General features: G+C 68.7%; 18 protein-coding genes and 1 pseudogene. 7 read left to right on the top strand and 12 right to left on the bottom strand.

Annotation, left to right across the window (positions count from 1 at the left end):
* Positions 1-3 precede the first annotated feature (3 nt).
* Complete coding sequence (locus ACV7NN_RS17485; protein ID WP_463350831.1) at positions 4-705, bottom strand: alpha/beta fold hydrolase; 702 nt, start codon at positions 703-705, stop codon at positions 4-6.
* 169 nt (positions 706-874) lie between these two features.
* Between ACV7NN_RS17485 and ACV7NN_RS17480 the strand changes: the two genes are divergently transcribed.
* Positions 875-1,567, top strand: coding sequence for a hypothetical protein (locus ACV7NN_RS17480; protein ID WP_463350830.1), 693 nt, complete (start codon positions 875-877; stop codon positions 1,565-1,567).
* Between the two features lie 57 nt (positions 1,568-1,624).
* Here ACV7NN_RS17480 and pth read toward each other — a convergent pair whose 3' ends face one another.
* The 11 genes and pseudogenes from pth to ACV7NN_RS17425 all read right to left on the bottom strand — a co-directional run bounded on the left by pth (position 1,625) and on the right by ACV7NN_RS17425 (position 12,317).
* Positions 1,625-2,215, bottom strand: coding sequence for an aminoacyl-tRNA hydrolase (gene pth, locus ACV7NN_RS17475; RefSeq protein WP_463350829.1), 591 nt, complete (start codon positions 2,213-2,215; stop codon positions 1,625-1,627).
* A gap of 53 nt (positions 2,216-2,268) precedes the next feature.
* A complete protein-coding gene (locus ACV7NN_RS17470) occupies positions 2,269-2,889 on the bottom strand; it encodes a 50S ribosomal protein L25/general stress protein Ctc (RefSeq protein WP_463350828.1) in 621 nt (206 codons plus the stop codon).
* Between the two features lie 195 nt (positions 2,890-3,084).
* Positions 3,085-3,603, bottom strand: a complete 519-nt coding sequence (locus ACV7NN_RS17465) for a gluconokinase (protein WP_463350827.1) — start codon at positions 3,601-3,603, stop codon at positions 3,085-3,087.
* A gap of 18 nt (positions 3,604-3,621) precedes the next feature.
* Positions 3,622-4,872: a D-mannonate dehydratase ManD gene (manD, locus tag ACV7NN_RS17460; RefSeq protein WP_463350826.1), complete on the bottom strand. Its 1,251-nt coding sequence runs from the start codon at positions 4,870-4,872 to the stop codon at positions 3,622-3,624.
* Position 4,873: 1 nt separating this feature from the next.
* Positions 4,874-6,226 (bottom strand): mannitol dehydrogenase family protein, encoded by a 1,353-nt coding sequence (locus ACV7NN_RS17455; RefSeq protein WP_463350825.1) that lies wholly within the window; start codon positions 6,224-6,226, stop codon positions 4,874-4,876.
* The gene (locus ACV7NN_RS17450; RefSeq protein WP_463350824.1) at positions 6,223-7,098 is read right to left on the bottom strand and encodes a sugar phosphate isomerase/epimerase family protein; all 876 of its coding nucleotides are present in this window, start codon (positions 7,096-7,098) and stop codon (positions 6,223-6,225) included. Before ACV7NN_RS17450 ends, ACV7NN_RS17455 begins: the two co-directional genes overlap by 4 nt.
* Positions 7,095-8,276, bottom strand: coding sequence for a Gfo/Idh/MocA family protein (locus ACV7NN_RS17445; RefSeq protein WP_463350823.1), 1,182 nt, complete (start codon positions 8,274-8,276; stop codon positions 7,095-7,097). The genes ACV7NN_RS17450 and ACV7NN_RS17445 overlap by 4 nt, the downstream gene beginning before the upstream one ends.
* A complete protein-coding gene (locus ACV7NN_RS17440; protein ID WP_463350822.1) occupies positions 8,273-9,115 on the bottom strand; it encodes a sugar phosphate isomerase/epimerase family protein in 843 nt (280 codons plus the stop codon). The genes ACV7NN_RS17445 and ACV7NN_RS17440 overlap by 4 nt, the downstream gene beginning before the upstream one ends.
* Positions 9,112-9,956 (bottom strand): annotated as a pseudogene (locus ACV7NN_RS17435) (carbohydrate ABC transporter permease). Before ACV7NN_RS17435 ends, ACV7NN_RS17440 begins: the two are co-directional and overlap by 4 nt.
* The gene (locus ACV7NN_RS17430; RefSeq protein WP_463350821.1) at positions 9,953-10,948 is read right to left on the bottom strand and encodes a carbohydrate ABC transporter permease; all 996 of its coding nucleotides are present in this window, start codon (positions 10,946-10,948) and stop codon (positions 9,953-9,955) included. Before ACV7NN_RS17430 ends, ACV7NN_RS17435 begins: the two are co-directional and overlap by 4 nt.
* 13 nt (positions 10,949-10,961) lie before the next feature.
* Entirely contained in the window at positions 10,962-12,317 is a 1,356-nt protein-coding gene (locus tag ACV7NN_RS17425; protein ID WP_463350820.1) for an ABC transporter substrate-binding protein, read from the bottom strand.
* Positions 12,318-12,460: 143 nt separating this feature from the next.
* Here ACV7NN_RS17425 and ACV7NN_RS17420 point away from each other — a divergent pair, with 143 nt between their 5' ends.
* The 6 genes from ACV7NN_RS17420 (at position 12,461) to ACV7NN_RS17395 (ending at position 17,546) form a co-directional block, all read left to right on the top strand.
* Entirely contained in the window at positions 12,461-13,495 is a 1,035-nt protein-coding gene (locus tag ACV7NN_RS17420; protein ID WP_463350819.1) for a LacI family DNA-binding transcriptional regulator, read from the top strand.
* Positions 13,492-14,907, top strand: a complete 1,416-nt coding sequence (gene uxaC / locus ACV7NN_RS17415) for a glucuronate isomerase (protein ID WP_463350818.1) — start codon at positions 13,492-13,494, stop codon at positions 14,905-14,907. The genes ACV7NN_RS17420 and uxaC overlap by 4 nt, the downstream gene beginning before the upstream one ends.
* Before the next feature lie 105 nt (positions 14,908-15,012).
* A complete protein-coding gene (gene gndA / locus ACV7NN_RS17410; protein ID WP_463350817.1) occupies positions 15,013-16,470 on the top strand; it encodes an NADP-dependent phosphogluconate dehydrogenase in 1,458 nt (485 codons plus the stop codon).
* Entirely contained in the window at positions 16,470-16,823 is a 354-nt protein-coding gene (locus ACV7NN_RS17405; protein ID WP_463350816.1) for a YidH family protein, read from the top strand. The genes gndA and ACV7NN_RS17405 overlap by 1 nt, the downstream gene beginning before the upstream one ends.
* 2 nt (positions 16,824-16,825) lie before the next feature.
* Positions 16,826-17,173 carry a DUF202 domain-containing protein gene (locus tag ACV7NN_RS17400; RefSeq protein WP_463350815.1) on the top strand — a complete coding sequence of 116 codons (348 nt, stop codon included), beginning with the start codon at positions 16,826-16,828 and terminating at the stop codon, positions 17,171-17,173.
* Between the two features lie 10 nt (positions 17,174-17,183).
* Positions 17,184-17,546 carry a hypothetical protein gene (locus ACV7NN_RS17395; protein WP_463350814.1) on the top strand — a complete coding sequence of 121 codons (363 nt, stop codon included), beginning with the start codon at positions 17,184-17,186 and terminating at the stop codon, positions 17,544-17,546.
* Positions 17,547-17,564: the final 18 nt, after the last annotated feature.

The following is a 17,564-nucleotide window of genomic DNA, read 5'->3' as shown; positions in this document are numbered from 1 at the left end:
GCGTCAGATCCAGCCGTCGAGCGCCCGCATGAAGCCCGCGAAGTCGTCCCGGCTCACCGTGTGCCCCGCGCCTTCGACGACGCGCACCTCGAAACCGCGCTCGCGCAGACGTTCGGCGAGCTCGTCCGTGACGAGGTGCGAGTTGTCGGCGAGCACGACCAGCGAGGGCACATGCATCTCGTCCGGAGCACGCAGCGCACCCGGGGTGAGCAGCACGGGGATCACCGCACGGTCGTACGTCTTCATCGTCTCCACTTCGATCGCGACATCGGCCGGGTCCCAGCGCGGGTTGCGTCGCGCGATCGCCGCAGCGGATGCCCAGGCGAGGCTGCGCAGGAAGGCCGGCGCCAGCACACGCTGCCACCGGGGAAGCTCCGGGCCGAAGGCGGGATCGACGTAGACCACGCGGTCGGGCTGCAGCCGCTCGACGGCGAGGCTGACCGTCAGACCGCCCAGCGAGTGGCCCATGACCAGTTCAGGATGCGGCGCGACGGTGTCGAGCACATCCTGCGCGAGCAGTTCGGCCGTGTACTCGTCCGCCCGCGGGCTGTGACCGTGCCCGCGCAGGTCGACGGCGGTGACGCGATACCCCTTCGCAGCGAGCGCTGGACCGACCGTGCGCCATCCCCGCGAGTCCGACATGACTCCGTGGACGAGAACTGCGTGGCGGTCTCCCGTACCCCACTCACGCGTGTACAACCTCATGCCGGGAACTGTAGATGCCGAGGCTCGAAATGAGCAGGGAAACGTGGCCCGTCAACCCCGGAGGATCACTCGGAAGGGGACATTGCCGGACGCGACCGATACCAATAGCCTCAGGTCAGACGCGTCATTCGGCGCCGTCGACCACCGAGCAGCCAGGGGCAGCACACGCATGACCGATTTTCCGCCGCCGGAGCCGAACCGCCCGTCCGGTCCACCGACCGAGTCCGCGTCGAACGGTGAGCAGCAGGCTCCGCCCGCGCCGCCCGCTCCCCCGGCTCCTCCTGCACCTCCCGTTCCCCCAGCGGCGCCCGTCGAGGAGCCGCCCGCGTACGGTGAACGGATCCCGGGCTACGTGCAGCAGCCGCCGGCCTACCAGCAGCCCCCCGCCTACGGACACCAGCCGACGGTGTACCAGCAGCCGCCCGTCTACGGTCAGCCTGCCCCCGGGTACGCGCAGCCCCTGTACGGCGAGCAGGTCGCTGTCCCCCGATCGAAGACCCTCGGGCTCGTCGCGATGATCATCGGGATCGTCGTCTTCGTCGTGAGCCTCGTAGTGTTCATCGATCTCGGCGCGATGCTCGGGCCCTACGCGACGCGCACCTCGAGCAGCTTCACCCTCGACCAGAGCACCGCATCGGCCGCGGAACTGCGCGCCATCGGAGGCCTGGGCCTCGGCCTCGTCGCGATCGTCCTGTTCGGAACAGCGTTCGGACTGTGGTCGCTGATCCAGGGCATCGTCGCCACGGCGAAGAACCGGGGTCGCACCTACGGGATCGTCGCGATCGTCGTCTCGGTTCTCGCGCCGATCGTCTCGTTCGTCGCCTTCAGCGTCGCGATCAGCGCAACACTGCCGGGGGCCTGAGGAAACCGGCCCGGGCCGGCGCGCGCCGGGCGGCTCGTCACCTGACGGGCGCCCGGCTCAGGCGGATGTGTGGAACCGCAGCTGGGCCGCGGTGAGTCCGTCTGTCGCGATCTGCTCGACCGCATCCGCCGCATCCGCTATCACGTTCGGGAGAACCTTGCGCTCGGCCGAACCGAACTCACGGAGCACGTGGTCCGCAGCGCCCTGCTGGCCGGGCGGTCGCCCGACGCCCACCCGGACGCGGGTGAAGTCGCCGGTGCCGATGGCGGCGATCACGTCGCGGACACCGTTGTGGCCGCCGTGTCCACCGCCGAACTTGAGCTTCATCGTGTCGAAGGGGATGTCGAGCTCGTCGTGGACGACGATCAGGCGCGACGGCTCGAGCGAGTAGAAGCGCATCAGCTGGGACACCGGGCTGCCGGACACGTTCATGAACGTGTTGGGCTTCGCCAGGATGTAGCGCGGACCGCCGGGGACGATACGGCCTTCGGCGACGGTGGAGTTCGTCTTGTGCGTCTTGAATTTCATGCTGCCGCGCGACGCGAGTTCGGCGAGCACCATCTGCCCCACATTGTGGCGCGTGGCCGCGTAGCCGGGCCCGGGGTTACCGAGCCCGACTACGAGCCAGGGCGTTTCAGCGGAGTCCACAGGATGTGATCTCAGAAACGGAATGCTTGGTCTCAGGCAGGTTGACCCCGCGACTACTCTGCGTCCGCAGCAGCGGCCTCGGTGGCCTCGGTGGCCGACTCTTCGCCCTCTTCCTCATCTTCGGCACGAGCCGCGGCGGGCACGATCACGTTGAGGATGAGCAGGTCGGGCTCGTCGAGCAGGGTCGAGCCCGAGGGGAGCACGAGGTCCTTGGCGTGGTACTGGGTGCCCTCTTCTGCGCCTTCGACATCGAGGACGATGCGCTCGGGGATGTGGGTCGCCTCGGCCTCGAGACGCAGGGTCGTGACCTCGAGAACGGCGATGGTGCCCGAGAAGGACTCGCCTTCGACGTGCACGGGAACCTCGACGTGCACCTTCTCGCCGCGGCGGACGACGATGAGGTCGAGGTGCTCGATGATCTGGAGCACGGGGTCCTTCTGGACGTCCTTCACCAGCGCGAGCTGGTCCGTGCCCTCGATGTCGAGCTCGAGCACGGCGTTCGCCTTGCGCAGCAGCAGGCCGACCTGGTGCGCGGGAAGGGTCACGTGCTGGGGGTCGGTGCCGTGTCCGTAGATGACGGCGGGGATCTTGCCTACGGCGCGGATCTTGCGCGCAGCGCCCTTGCCGAAGCTGGTGCGCAGTTCTGCGGCGACCTTGTTGCTCTCATCAGCCATGAGTTTTCTCCTTGCCGGGCGTGCCGGCTGTCAGGCGAGCTGTGCTCGCAGTGTCTGGTGTTGTGTCGACTCGAACGCATCGTTCAGATGAAAGACGTGTGAGGAAAGACTGCGAAGCCTGCTCCACCGCGTCGATAACGGATGTCCGCCCGAAAGCCCGGGTGAGCATCCCTCGCCGAAGTTCAGTGAGTCAGTCTACCCGATGCCGAGTGCGGCCACGGAACGGGCGACGACGACGGCCTCCGGGCCGTCGTTGCGGATGCGGACCCCGGGTTCGTCGGCCGCCAACGGCTCCAGCGTCGCCAGTTGGGAGGCCAGCAGGCTCGGCGGCATGAAGTGGCCCGGCCGCACCATGCGTGCGGCGAGCAGCTCGGGTGACGTGTCCAGCTCCACGAACCGCGCGGACGGAGCCTGGGCGCGGATCGCATCCCGGTAGACGCGCTTCAGTGCGGAGCACGCGACGACCAGCCCGTGCGGCCCCGCGCCCGCCAGCGCGCGGCCGACCGCGGCGAGCCAGGGCCACCGATCCTCGTCGTCGAGCGGGATGCCGGCCGCCATCTTCGCGACGTTCGCCGGTGGATGCAGGTCGTCGCCGTCCGTGAACGGCGCACCCAACGCCGCGGCGAGCAGTGCGCCGACGGTGCTCTTGCCCGATCCGGACACACCCATGACGACGACGAGCGGACGCTCCGGCTGCGGCTGGGGGTCTGTCATCGCGGTTCGTCCTGCTCTCTACCAGTCGTGCATGGAGCCGTCGAGGAGTCTGTTCACCGGCAGGTATGCCGCTTCGTACGGGTACGACCCTGCGACGACCTCGTCGTAGTCGACTCCCAGGCCGGGATCGTCGCTCGGCTTCAGCATCCCACCCTCGAAAATGTAGCTGGTGCGGAAGACCTCGTGCGTCGCCGGGCTGTGCCGCATGTACTCCTGGATCCCGAAGTTCGGGATGGCGATGCCGAGGTGGATGGCCGCGGCCAGGCCGACCGGCGAGACATCGGTCGGTCCGTGCACGCCCGATTTGATCTGGTACACCGCCGCGTAGTCGAAGATCCGGCGCAGGCCGGTGATCCCGCCCGCGTGGGTGACCGGCGACCGCACATAGTCGATCAGCTGCTCCTCGAAGAGTTCGCGGTAGTCCCAGATCGTGTTGAACACCTCGCCGATCGCGAGCGGAGTCGTCGTGTGCTCCCGCACCCGGCGCAGGGCCGCCTGGTTCTCCGCGGGTGTGACGTCTTCAAGCCAGAACAGGTCGTAGGGTTCGAGGGACTTGCCGAGCTTCGCCGCCTGGATCGGCGTCAGCCGGTGGTGCGCGTCGTGCAGCAGCGGGAGCTCGGGGCCGAACTCGTTCCTGACCGCCTCGAACACCGTCGGCGCGTGGCGGAGGTACGCCCGGGTGTCCCAGCTCTCTTCGACCGGGACCGCGCTGCGTCTGGCAGGTTCGTAGTCGTACCGGGCGTCGCTGCCGCTGTCTGCTCCGGCCGACGCGTTGCGGCTGGACGCCACCCCGTAGACCGAGGGCAGGCCGGGGATGCCCGTCTGCACCCGCACTGCGCGATACCCCTCCTCCAGATGCTCGTGGATCGACTCGAACAGCTCGGGCAGCTCGGCACCCGACGCGTGGCCGTAGACCAGGAGTCCGTCGCGGCTGCGCCCGCCCAGCAGCTGGTACAGCGGCAACCCCGCGACCTTCGCCTTGATGTCCCAGAGAGCGGTGTCCACCGCCGCGATCGACGCCATCGTCACCGGTCCGCGCCGCCAGTATGCACCCCGGTACAGGTACTGCCAGGTGTCCTCGATGCGGTGGGCATCCCGTCCGATCAGCAGCGGAACCACGTGCTCGCTCAGGTAAGCCGCGACGGCCAGCTCCCGGCCGTTGAGCGTCGCATCCCCCAGACCGGTGAACCCGTCGTCGGTCGTGATGCGCAGTGTGACGAAGTTGCGGCCCGGGCTGGAGACCAGGACTTCAGCGGATGTGATTCGCATGTCAGCGAGCTCCTTGCCGTTCGGGGGTGGGGGTGTCGTGCGGTCGCAGCGCGACCAGCTGCCGGGCGACCTCGGCGGCGAACGCCGGGCCGACCAGGGAAGAGGAAGGGTCGAGAACGGCCAGCGCTTCGCGTACGGCGCCCTCGGCATCGAGGGGACCGATCCGCGCTGCCAGCGGCTCAGCGGCCGGGTCGCGAACGGCGTCGGTCGTGAGGTGGATGATCCAGGCGGCGATGACCCTGGCCCCGGCTGCTCCGACCGGCAGACCTGCATCCGCCCGGGCGCGCGCGACATCGAGGATGCGCGGCGGAAGCTTCTGCGACCCGTCCTGGGCGATCTGGACGAGGCTGTGCTCGATCCGGGCGTTCCCGAAGCGCGAGCGGAGTGCGGCGAGTTGCGCATCCAATTCCGCGTCATCGAACGGGAGGACCGGGCGCGCCTCCGACCAGAGGGCCTCGAGCGTCTGCCTGCACGCCGCGTCCGCCAGAGCGTCCGCGATGGTCCGAAGGCCGCGGTGGAGGCCGAGGTAGGCGAGTGCGGAGTGCCCGGCGTTCAACAGCCACAGCTTGCGTCGCTCGAAGGGCTCGACGTCGTCGACGAACCGCGCGCCGGCTGCCTCCCAGGCGGGCCGGCCGGAGGGGAAGGCGCCGCTCAGCACCCACTCGCTGAACGGTTCGGTGACGACAGGTGCTGCATCCCGGAACCCGGTGAGCTCGAGAGCGACCGCCAGGTCGTGCGGGACCGTCGCAGGGGTGATCCGGTCGACCATCGTCGAGACGAACGAGACGTTGCCGTCGATCCAGTGGGCGAGCTCTGGGTCATCGGAGGCGATATTTCGTACGAGATCACCGACGACACGGCCGTTGTCCGGCAGGTTGTCGCAACTCACGACGGCGATCGGTGGTGCCTCCGCGGCCCTGCGGGCTCGCAGCCCGTCGACCAGACGCGCGCCGGCGGACTCCGGCCCCGTCGCACGGTAGCCCGCCTCCGTGATCGTCAGCGTGACGACGGCGACAGCGGGGTCGGCGAGGGCCGCGCGCCAGCGATCGCCGTCCGCACCGTCGATCGCCGCGCTGATGCTCTCGATCAGTCGTGCCCCATCGCCCGACGCGCTGCGTTCGATGAGCGTGTAGACCGCATCCTGCGCCGCGAGCACGACTGCCGCATCCGGCGACCGACCGGTGAACGCCGCGATGCCCCAGCCGTCATCGACCGCCAGGTCGTTCGCCGCCTGCGTGTACCAGGCCTGGTGCGCACGGTGGAACGCCCCCAGCCCCAGGTGGACGATCCGCACGGGGTGGCGCGTCGTACGCGGCGAGGACGAATCCTCGCCCGCCGGATCGTCCGAGCTCATCGTGTCTCCTCACCGGCGCTTCCGCGCGTGCGGGCTGCGACGGCCCGCAGGTATTCGAGATTGTCTCGCGTCCGCTCCTCGAGCGGAAGATCGGTGGAGAAATCCTCCGAGGTCACCCAGCCGTCGTAGCCGAACGCGGCCAGCGCATCGAAGTACGCCGCGACATCCGCCTGCCCGGTGCGCAGCGGCGCCCACTCGTCGCGCCAGCGCAGGGTGCCGTCGGCGTCCGGCTCGCTGGACGGCACCCACCGAACGTTCTTGACATGGACATGGGCGAGGTAAGGGCCGAGCAGCTGGAACGCCGCGAGGTGATCCTCCTGCCCTTCGATGACGAGGTTGCCGAGGTCGTGGATCACGCCGACGTGGGCGGGCTCGAGTCCCTCGACGAGCCGGAAGGCCGCGGAGGCGGACGGCGTGATCGTCGTGTGATGGAGTTCGACCAGCGCCTTCACGCCCAGGTCCGCCGCACGCTCCGCCGCCCACTCGAGATCGGCACGCGTCGCGGAGAACAGCTCACGGTAGTCGCCGAGCCGCACCTGGGGCATCGTCACCCGCACCTGGCGAGCGCCGAGCGCCGCCGTCGCTGCGAGCATCCGGTCGACGTTCTCGCGGTCGTGGGCGCGCGCGTACCCGCCGATCCCCGAGAACGCGAGTCCTGCCTCCCTGGTGATCCTCGCGATGTCGTCGAGGGAGCCTTCGAGGCCTTCGAGCGGCCAGGTGGCGCGGTTGCCGGCCCAGAATCCGGGCGGATCCGCCGGTTGCTGGTCTGTGACGCGCCACTCGATGCCGTCCCAGCCCTGGGCGGCGAGGATGCGCGCGGCCTCCTCGGGCGTCCACTCGGGAGTCGACGCGGTGAAGACGGAGAATCTCATGCGCCCGCTCCCGTCGCCACGGTGATCGCGTCGAGCGAACCGGAGAGCACGTCGTCCAGGGCGACCGAACGTCCGAGGGTCGCAGAGAGATAGATCGCGCGCACGACGGCGAGCGAGAGGAGAGCATCCTGGACCCGCACACCGGGTTCGCGGCCTTCCGTGATCGCATCGACGACATCCTCGTACTGCCGGAGATGACCGGTGATGAACACGTCGGGTCCCCGGTCTCCGCCGCGGACCTCCCCTGCCGGCACGAGCTCGGCGGCCCGATTGCGGATCGACGACCCGCTCGCGTCGAAGTCGCCCTCGGGCGCCGCAGCGAAGTATTCGAGCTGGTCGTCGTCGATGATCGCGGACCCCCGGTCGCCGTGCACCTGGACGCGCACCGACAGTCCGGGATATGCGGCGGTGGTCGCGTGGATGACGCCGAGCGCGCCGGACTCGAACCGGATCGTCGCGACGGCGACATCCTCGACCTCCACGCGGTCGTGGGCGAGCAGCGCCGTGTGGGCGTGGACGTCAACCGGGCGGCCGAGGAACCAGACCAACAAGTCGACCGTGTGCACGCCCTGGTTCATGACGGCTCCCCCGCCGTCGAGCTCCCAGGTCCCGCGCCACTGGCCCGAATCGTAGTAGTCCTGGCTCCTCCACCAGGCGACGGATGCGATCCCGCTGGTCACCCGTCCGAACCGCCCGTCGTGGACGGCCCGCGCGACGACGACCGACGAGGGATCGAACCGGTGCTGGCTGATCACCGAGACGACGAGCCCCCGTGTCGCGGCCTCGTCCGCGAGGCGGGCGATCTCCCTGGCCCGCGCCATCGACACGTCGAGCGGCTTCTCGATCACGACGTGCGTTCCCGCGGCCAGCGCCTCCTCGGCGAGCCTGACGTGCAGGCCGCTGGGCGTGCACACGACGACGAGGTCGATCCGGCTCCCGGCGAGCGCCTCCCCCAGAGTCTCGTACGCGGTGGGCCGGCCGATTCCCAGCTCGGACACGACCTGGTCGGCGAGCGCTGTCGCCGCGGCAGGAACGGCGTCGACAAGGGCCGTGATCGTCAGGCGCGGGTGCCGGGCGATCGCCCTGGCGTGGTTCAGGCCGATGATCCCGCAGCCGACGATGGCGACGGAGAGGATGGCCGGGTCGGCGATGTCGGTGGTGGTGGTCGCGTCGCTCATCCGAGGCGCACTCCAATCTGGTCGGTGAGGGCACGGAAGGCGCGGCCGGCCCGGCCGAACGCTTCCGGGCCCGAGAATCCGCCGAGGGCGTTCACGTCGGTGAGGTGGGGTTCGAGCGAGGCGAACCCCGTGTAGCCGTCGTCGCGAAGCGCGGTCAGGGTTTCGAGGAGCTGCCCGTCGCCTTCACCGGCGGCGCGCACCTCTCCCGTTGCGGAGACCGCATCCTTCACCTGCAGGTATTCGAGGTGAGGGCGCAGCATCGCGTAGCCCTGGTCGAAGGGCCGGGCCACACCGACCTGCACGAAGTTCGCGCTGTCCCAGGCGACCCGGAGCCGGTCGGACCCGACCGACTCGATGACGTCGAGCACCCGCTCAGGTGTGTCGCCGTAGATGTCCTTCTCGTTCTCGTGGAGGAGCACGACGTCGGAGCGCTCGGCCAGGTCTGCCAGGGCGCGCATCCGCAGGAGCACGTCGTCGCGGATGCTCTCGATCGCGACGCCGTCGCCCCGGAAGAACGAGAAGATCCGGATGTAGCGGGTGCCGAGCCGGCGCGCTGCGGCGATCGCGCGACCGAGCCGGTCGAGCTCGTGCTCGACGGGCAGCGCGACGTCGACCTTGCCGATCGGCGATGCGACGGCCGACACCCCGACGGAGCGCTCGTGCAGCAGGCCGGCGAGCCGGTCCAGGGAGTCGTCGTCGAGGTCGACGACGTTCACCCCCCAGGCGCTCCTCACTTCGATGTGTCGCGCGCCCAGCGCCTGCAGCACGGCGACCTGCACGACCGGGTCGGCGTCGATCTCGTCGCCGAACCCGGAAAGGGTCCATTCGGTCCGGGTCATTTGACTCCTCCTGAGGTGAGGCCACCGACGAGGTAGCGCTGGAAGACGAGGTACAGCACGACCACGGGCACGGCGCAGATGAGAGATGCCGCCATCATCTGCCCGTAGAGCGGTATCGCGCCACCCTCCTGGGTCGCTCCGAACACCTGCAGTGCCACGGCGGCCGTTCGGGTGTCCGGACTGGTGAGGACGGATGCGAAGAGCACGTCGTTCCAGCCGAGCAGGAACGCGAAGATCGCCGAGACGACGATGCCCGGCCAGCTCAGCGGGACGACGATCCTGGTGAGGATCCGCCATGATGAGGCGCCGTCGATGCGTGCGGCCTCTTCGAGCTCGCGCGGCAGGCCGCGCAGGTAGGTGACCATGACCCAGGTCGAGAACGGCAGAGCGAAGGTCAGGTAGGTGATGAACAGTGCCCATCGTGTGCCGATGATCTGGATGCCGAGCAGTGTCGCGGTGCTGGCGAACAGCACGAACACGGGCAACAGCATCAACGTGCCGGGAATCGACTGCAGTCCGAGGAGCCCGCGCAGGAACGCGAGGCGCCCACGGAATGCGAATCGTACGAGCACGTAGGCGGTCGAGATCGCGAGGAACGCGCACACGACGGCGACGGCGCCGCGCTGTTCGTCAGCCCCAGGCCGAGGTCGACGGTCGACCACACCTTGAGGTAGTTGTCGAGGTGGAGCTCTGCCGGGAAGAACGCGCCGGATGCCACGGAGACATCCGAGTTGACGGACGAGAAGAGCATGTACAGCACGGGGCCGAGCACGACGATCAGCAGGATGGTGATGATCGCGACCAGCAGAGGTCTCGGAAGCAGCCTGGTGACATCGGTCATGGTCGGCGCCCTTCCTCTCCGGTGTCGAGTCTGACGGCGCGCAGGTAGGCGAAGAGCGGGATGGCGATGAGCACGAGTGACAGGATCGCCATCGCGGCGCTCAGCCCGAAGCGGAAGCTCTGGAAGCTCGTGACGTAGGTCAGCACCGGGAGCACCTCGACATCCTGCGGGGCGGGGACGCCGAACAACACGAACGGCAGCGTGAAGGCGTTGATGTTGTGGAGGAACGCGATGATCAGTGCGAGCGTCACCGGGCCCTTCAGGTAGGGGAAGATCACGTATCGCAGCTTGGTCCACCAGAGGGCGCCGTCGAGAGCCGCCGCTTCGTGCACTTCGTGGTCGACGGACTGGAGGCCCGCGAGGACCAGCAGGTAGAAGAACGGCCACGATGTCCAGATCTGCACGATGATCAGGGACCAGTAGCTCTGCGGCCCGTTCAGCCACAGGCCGGCGTGGATGCCGAGCCCGCCGAGGACGGAGTCGACCACACCGCCCGGCTGCAGCATCGTGCGCCAGAGCGTGCCGACGACGAACGCCGGCAGCACGTACGGGATGAGGAACAGCGACCGGACGAGACCCCGGCCCCGGAAGCGGTTCTGCGTCGCAAGGGCGGCCGCGACTCCGATCGGAAGAGTGACGACGGCTGCGATGACGGCGAAGGAGACGCTGATCCAGATCGAGTGGAGGAACGACGACTTCGTCACCGCCTCGACGTAGTTCTGGAGCCCGATGAACGGAGCCTGCAGCCAGCTCTGGAGGGTGTACTGGTCGAGGTCGAGCATCGACATGACGACCGCTACGACGAGCGGGACGACGATGACCAGCACCATCAGGATTCCGCCGGGAAGCAGCAGCCAGAGCGGCCGGTTGCGTTCCTGGACGGTCTTCGGGCGCCGGCGCGCGAGGCGCCCGCCCGCAGGGCCGGGCCCCGCGAGCGGAACGCCCGGCTCACCGGTGACGCGCTCCGGCGCCACCACGGTTGTCTCAGACATTCGTCGGAACCTGCTACTTCGCCTTGTCCAGCGATGCCTGCGCGGTCGCCTCCGCGGTCTTCAGCCTCGACTCGAGCTCGGAGGAGCTGACCGAGCCGCTCGACAGTGACGGGATCGACTGCACCACGACGTTCACGAGCGCGAGCTGGGTGTCTCCCCATGCACCGGAGAACGGAGTTCCGACCGCCTTCGACCCCGACTCGAGGATCGGCGCGAGCGAGCTGTTGCCCTGCTCGATCTGCTTGGCGGCGTCCGCGTTGGTCGGAAGGTCGCCGAAGGTCTTCGTGTACTTCACCTGGTTCTCCGTGCTGGTGAGCATCTTGACCAGGGCGAAGGTGAGGTCCTGATTCTTCGAGTACTTCGCCACGACCATGTTGTCGCCCGAGATGATGCTCGAGGCGGGCTTGCCGCCGTTCGGGTTCGAGGGCTCCCCCGGCGGCACGGTCGGCATCACGGCATAGGCGTACTTGCCGGCGACGGCGGACTTGTCGAGGGTCACCTGCGACGACGAGGAGACCATCGGAAGGAAGGCCGCCCTGCCGTTCGCGAACGAGGCGATCGCCTGGGCGTTCTTCCAGCCGATCGCGGCGGGGTCGACGACTTTGTCCTTGGTCAGCCAGTCGAAGTAGGTCTGGTAGGCCTTCTTGGTCACCGGGTCGTCGAGCTGCGCCTTCTTCGCGTCGAGGTCGAGGATCGGGTTGCCGGCCTGGATCGACATCGCCCAGACGAACTTCCACGGGTCGAACGAGTCCGCGTACGCGATCGCCATGCCGTGGACGTCGCCGCGGGTCAGCTTCTTCGCCTGGTCGGTGAGCCCGTCCCACGTGGTTGCGGGTTTCTCGATGCCGGCCGCTGCCAGCAGATCCTTGTTGTACGCCATCACGAACGGCCGGCTGAGGAACGGGATGCCGACCTCGTTCTTCTCGTCCGGGCCCGAGATGCCGAGCGTGGCCGGAACGAAACGGTCACGGCCGCCCACCTTCGCCCAGTCGGCAGCGGTGAGCTTGACGAAGGCGCCCGTCGAATAGGCCGTGGGTGTGAACGTGGTACCGAGGTCATAGAGGTCCGGGCCCTGGCCGGACAGCACGGACGTCTGGATCTTGGTGAGCTCGTCGTTCGCGGAGGCGAATGTCTCGAACGCGACCTTGGCTCCCGTCTCCTTCTCGAAGTGGTCGGAGACCTGCTGGAACCACTGCTTCTGGTCCGTCGGATAGATGGTGTTGGCGGCGATCATGACAGTGATCGTCTTGCCTTTGCCATCGAGGTTCGACGACCCCGAACCGGCCGTGCCGTTGGACGAACAACCCTGCAGCGCCAGGCCGATGACGGCCAGGCCCGCGACCGCGGCCAGCGCGTTGCGTGCTTTCATTCGGAACTCTCCTTTGAGTGAGGACGGGCGGGTGCCACCCCAGGTCTCGCCGTTGCGAAGGCGGCTGGAACAGACCATAGGGAAGGTGAAAATGCTTGTGCAACCGTTTGCCATAATTTGCCAAACTATGGTTTGCTTCCCTCATGGAACCTCTCGCCGGAGCGGGGTCGCGGCGCCCGGCCACGCTGGCAGACGTCGCCGCGGCGAGCGGCGTCGCCACCTCCACCGTCTCGCGCGCCCTCTCGAACCCGGCCAGGGTCAACATCGTGACCAGGGAACGGATCGAACGCGCCGCACGTGAACTCGACTACGTCCCGAACTCGCAGGCGCGCGCACTCACCTCCGGCCGGACGCGGGCGATCGCCGTGCTCGTCTCCGACGTGACCAACCCGTTCTATTTCGGGATCATCCGGGGAACGCAGCAGCAGCTGAAAGCGGCCGGCTACACGCAGCTCCTCGTCGACACCGAGGAGTCCGACGAGTTCGAGGACGAGATGCTGCACAAGCTGCGGCGGTCGTTCGACGGCGCCATCCTCTCCGCCTCGCGCCTCACCGACCGGCGGCTCACGACGCTGGCCGGCGAACTCCCGCTCGTCGCCATCAACCGCCAGACGAAGGGCGTGCCCAGCGTCTTCATCGACACTCCGAGCGGAATGGAACAGGCGCTCGGTCACCTGGTCTCCCTCGGGCACCGCGACATCGCGTACGTCTCCGGGCCGGAGACATCGTGGCCGAACGAAGGCCGCTGGCGTGCACTCGTGCGTGCCAGCGGCACCCACGGCGTCACGATGCGACGCATCGGGCCGTTCACGCCGAAAAAGAACGCCGGGGCAGCGGCAGCAGACGCCGTGCTCAACGCCGGGGTCACCGCGTGCATCGCATTCAACGACCTCCTCGCGATCGGCATGCTGATGCGCTTCAGGGAACGCGGCGTGCGGGTGCCGGACGAGATCAGCATCGTCGGCTGCGACGACATCTTCGGAGCCGACTTCTGCAGCCCTCCGCTCACGACCTTGACCGCCCCGATCGAGCAGGCCGGACGGACCGCGGTGTCCATGCTCCTCGGCCGCCTCGAGGCCGAACCGATCGTCGCGGCCCGCCGGAGCACGACGCTTCCCACCCATCTCACGGTCCGCTCGTCGACCGGGCCGGCACCGCACGCGAAAGGACGACCATGACCGCACTCGCCCCGCATCCCGACCGGCTTTTTCCCATCGAGCCGATCGAACGCGATCTCGCTCGGCGGCTCCACGCATCCGTCGCGCACGCCCCGATCTACTCGCCGCACGGCCACATCGACGCGGCCATGCTCGCGGAGGACACGCCGTTCCCCGACCCTGCCGCGCTGCTGATCACGCCCGACCACTACGTTCTCCGGATGCTCCACGCGGTGGGCGTACCGCTCGATGAGCTCGGTGTGGCGCGGGCAGGGTTCCCCGTTACCGCATCCGGACGGTCCATCTGGCGCCGGCTCTGCGAGCACTGGGATGCGTTTCTCGGGACACCTGTCAGGTACTGGTTCGAAACCGAGCTGAACGAGGTCTTCGGCCTCACCGAACAGCCGTCCGCAGCCAACGCGGACGATCTGTACGACCAACTCGCGGAGACACTGGCGCGCGAGGAGTTCCGGCCCCGGGCGCTCCTCGACCGGTTCCGGATCGCCGTGCTCGCGACCACGGACGACCCTGCGGACGACCTCGCCGCCCACCGGGCCCTCCGCGACGATCCGACGTTCACCGCGAGCGTCATCCCGACCTTCCGAGCCGACCGGTACATGCATCCGGATGAGCCCACCTGGACGGGCAGGCTCGACCTTCTCTCCGCGCGGTCCGGCGTCGACTGCTCGACCTACAGCGGCCTCCTCGATGCTCTCCGCACGCGCCGCCAGGCGTTCATCGCCGCTGGCGGGACCGCGACGGACACCGGCGTCCTGGACGCCGGTTCCGAGCCCCTCGAGGCAGCCGATGCCGAGCGCATCCACCGCTCCGCCCTCATGGGTCCGCTTCCACCGGCCGAGGCGACCGCCTACCGTCGCAACATGCTCTACCAGCTGGCGGCCATGTCCAGCGAAGACGGGCTCGTGATGCAGCTGCACCCCGGCGTCATCCGGAACCACCACCGCCCCACCTTCGACGCGTTCGGCCCGGACACCGGCCACGACCTGCCCGACGCGGGTTCCTTCACGCGCCCTCTCACGCCCATCCTGCGCGACTTCGGGACGAACCCGACGTTCCGGCTGGTGCTGTTCACCGTCGACGAGACCACCTTCTCGCGCGAGATCGCACCGCTCGCGGGCTTCTACCCGTCGGTCTACGCGGGCGCTCCGTGGTGGTTCCTCGACACGCCCGCGGCGATCCTGCGCTACCGCCAGGCGATCACGGACAGCGCGGGGTTCACCAAGACCAGCGGCTTCATCGACGACACCCGCGCGTTCTGCTCGATCCCCGCACGGCACGACATGTCGCGGCGCGTCGATGCCGCCTACCTGTCCTCCCTCGTCGCCACCCACCAGCTCAGCGAGGACGACGCCTTCGTGCTGGCCCAGCGGCTGGTCTCCGACATCCCGCGCGCGACCTTCCGGCTGCCCTGACCGGCGCGCGTCAACAGCGCACGTCAAGCGGCGTAACCGAGCCGATCGCGTGTCCGGGCGCCCGCTACGCTGGAAACACTGTCCATCCCTCTGAAGGAGCCGATCGTGCCCGAGTCCACCGCCGGAAAAGCCAACATCGGAGTCGTCGGTCTGGCGGTGATGGGCTCCAACCTCGCCCGCAACCTGGCCTCCCGCGAAGGGAACACGGTCGCCGTCTACAACCGCACCTTCGCGCGCACGGAGACCCTGACCGGGGAGCACCCGGAGGCCGGCTTCGTCGCGAGCGAGGCCATCGACGACTTCGTCGCCTCGCTGAAGAAACCGCGGACAGCGATCATCATGGTCCAGGCCGGTGCGGGCACCGATGCCGTCATCGACGAGCTGGTGGAGCGCTTCGAACCGGGCGACATCATCGTCGACGGCGGAAACGCCAACTTCCACGACACCATCGCCCGCGAGAAGCGCATCAGCCCTACGGGCATCCACTTCGTCGGGGCCGGCATCTCCGGCGGCGAAGAGGGTGCGCTGAAGGGCCCGTCGATCATGCCGGGCGGGTCCGCGGAGTCCTACGAGACGCTCGGTCCCATCCTCGCCTCCATCGCGGCGATCGCCGAAGGAGAGCCGTGCGTGACTCACGTCGGCACCGACGGCGCGGGCCACTTCGTGAAGATGATCCACAACGGCATCGAATACGCCGACATGCAGCTGATCGCCGAAGCCTACGACCTGCTCCGCACGGTCGGAGGACTCGAACCGGCCGCCATCGCCGACGTCTTCAGCGAATGGAACAAGGGCTACCTCGAGTCCTACCTGATCGAGATCACCGCCGAGGTCCTGCGTCAGGTCGATGCGAAGACCGGAAAGCCGTTCGTCGACGTCGTGCTCGACGAGGCGGGGTCCAAGGGCACCGGCGTCTGGACTGTGCAGAACGCCCTCGACCTGGGCATCCCGGTCGGCGGCATCGCCGAGGCCGTGTTCGCCCGCGCGGTCTCGTCGAAGCCCCGTCAGCGCGCAGCGGTCCAGTCCGTGGTCTCCGGTCGCCCGGAGGTGCAGAAGGTGGATGCGTCGTTCGCCGACGACGTGTCGAAGGCGCTCTACGCATCCAAGGTGGTCGCCTACGCCCAGGGGTTCGACGCGATCATCGCGGGTGCCGAGAAGTACGGCTGGAATATCAACAAGGACAAGATCGCGAAGATCTGGCGCGGCGGCTGCATCATCCGCGCCCAGTTCCTCAACCGGATCGCCGACGCCTACGACGAGAACCCGGACATCGCGACGCTGCTCGAAGCGCCGTACTTCGCCGACGCCGTCGCCGAGGGCGAAGCGGCATGGCGCCGGGTCGTCGCGACCGCCGCCCTTTCGGGCGTCCCCGTCCCGGGATTCGGTGCGGCGCTCAACTACTACGACTCGCTCGCCTCGAAGCGGCTGCCTGCAGCCCTCGTGCAGGGCCAGCGGGACTTCTTCGGCGCGCACACCTACAAGCGCGTCGATGAGGACGGCGTCTTCCACACCCTCTGGTCCGGCGACCGGAGCGAGATCTCGACGGTGGGTTCATCGCACTGATGCGTGAGCCCCGCTGGCGGCAGGAAGGCGAAGAACCGGACTACCGGTTCTCGCTCGCGAACGAACGCACCTTCCTCGCCTGGGTCCGCACCGCGCTCGCGCTGCTTGCCGGCGGTGTGGTCCTCGAGCAGTTCTCCACGCAGATCGGGCCTCACGCGGTCATCGTCATCCTGGCTGTCGCACTCAGTGTCATCTCAGCGGCGCTGAGCGCGATCGCCTTCGTGCGCTGGCGGGCGAACGAGATCGCGATGCGCCACGGCAGGAGGCTGCCGACCACCATCGCGATCCCATTGCTGTCGTCGGTCGTGCTCGCCGTCGCGGCCGTGATCGCGATCCTCCTGGTGGTGCACTGACGATGTCCGCAGGGCTGCCCCCCGCCGAGGAAGGGCGTGATCCGGGCCTCCAGGGTGAACGCACGGCCCTCTCGTGGACACGCACGGCCCTGGTGATCACGGTCAACGCACTTCTCGCCCTGCGGAGCGGCCTCGTCTACGGTCAGCTGAGCCTGACCCTCGTCGGTGTCCTGCTCGTCCTCGCTGCCATCGGGGCCGTGGTGTACGGAAACCTGCGCGGACGGGCGCTCGCGGGCCACTCCGGACATCACGTTCCACCGCCCGCACCGACCGTCGCGATCGCTGCGCTCGGAGCGGTGACACTGATCGCCTGCGCCGCAGGGGTTGCGTCAGTGCTCGTACGGCACTGAGACTCGAAGCATGACGTTCGACGACCACCCCGAGCTCGCAGGGTACGAGCCGCTCGGCCAACCCCTGCACGGGCGCCGGAGGAAGAGCATGACCCGGGTGGTCGTCGTGCTGGGACTGGTCGCGCTCATCCTGCCCGGCGTGCTGACGACCGTGTCAGTGGCCTCAGCGACGGCCGAGAGCACCTGCTCGGTCTATGTGCGGCAGTACGCCCCGAGTGCGCAGAGCTCAGCAGCACGATTCGAGCTCTTCTCACGGTTCGGTCCGGGCTGGCAGTGCTACGCACTCAATACGGAAGGCGATGCCACCTTCGTCGCGCCGCTCGGGCTCATCCCGACGACGCCGCGGCCGCCGCGGCCGGCGACGAACAGCTGACGGTGCTCTCGCGCCTCG

The organism is Leifsonia sp. Ger2509 (genome assembly GCF_055231915.1).
The sequence above is the reverse complement of the archived record's forward strand: the minus strand, read 5'-3'. Positions and strand labels throughout refer to the sequence as shown.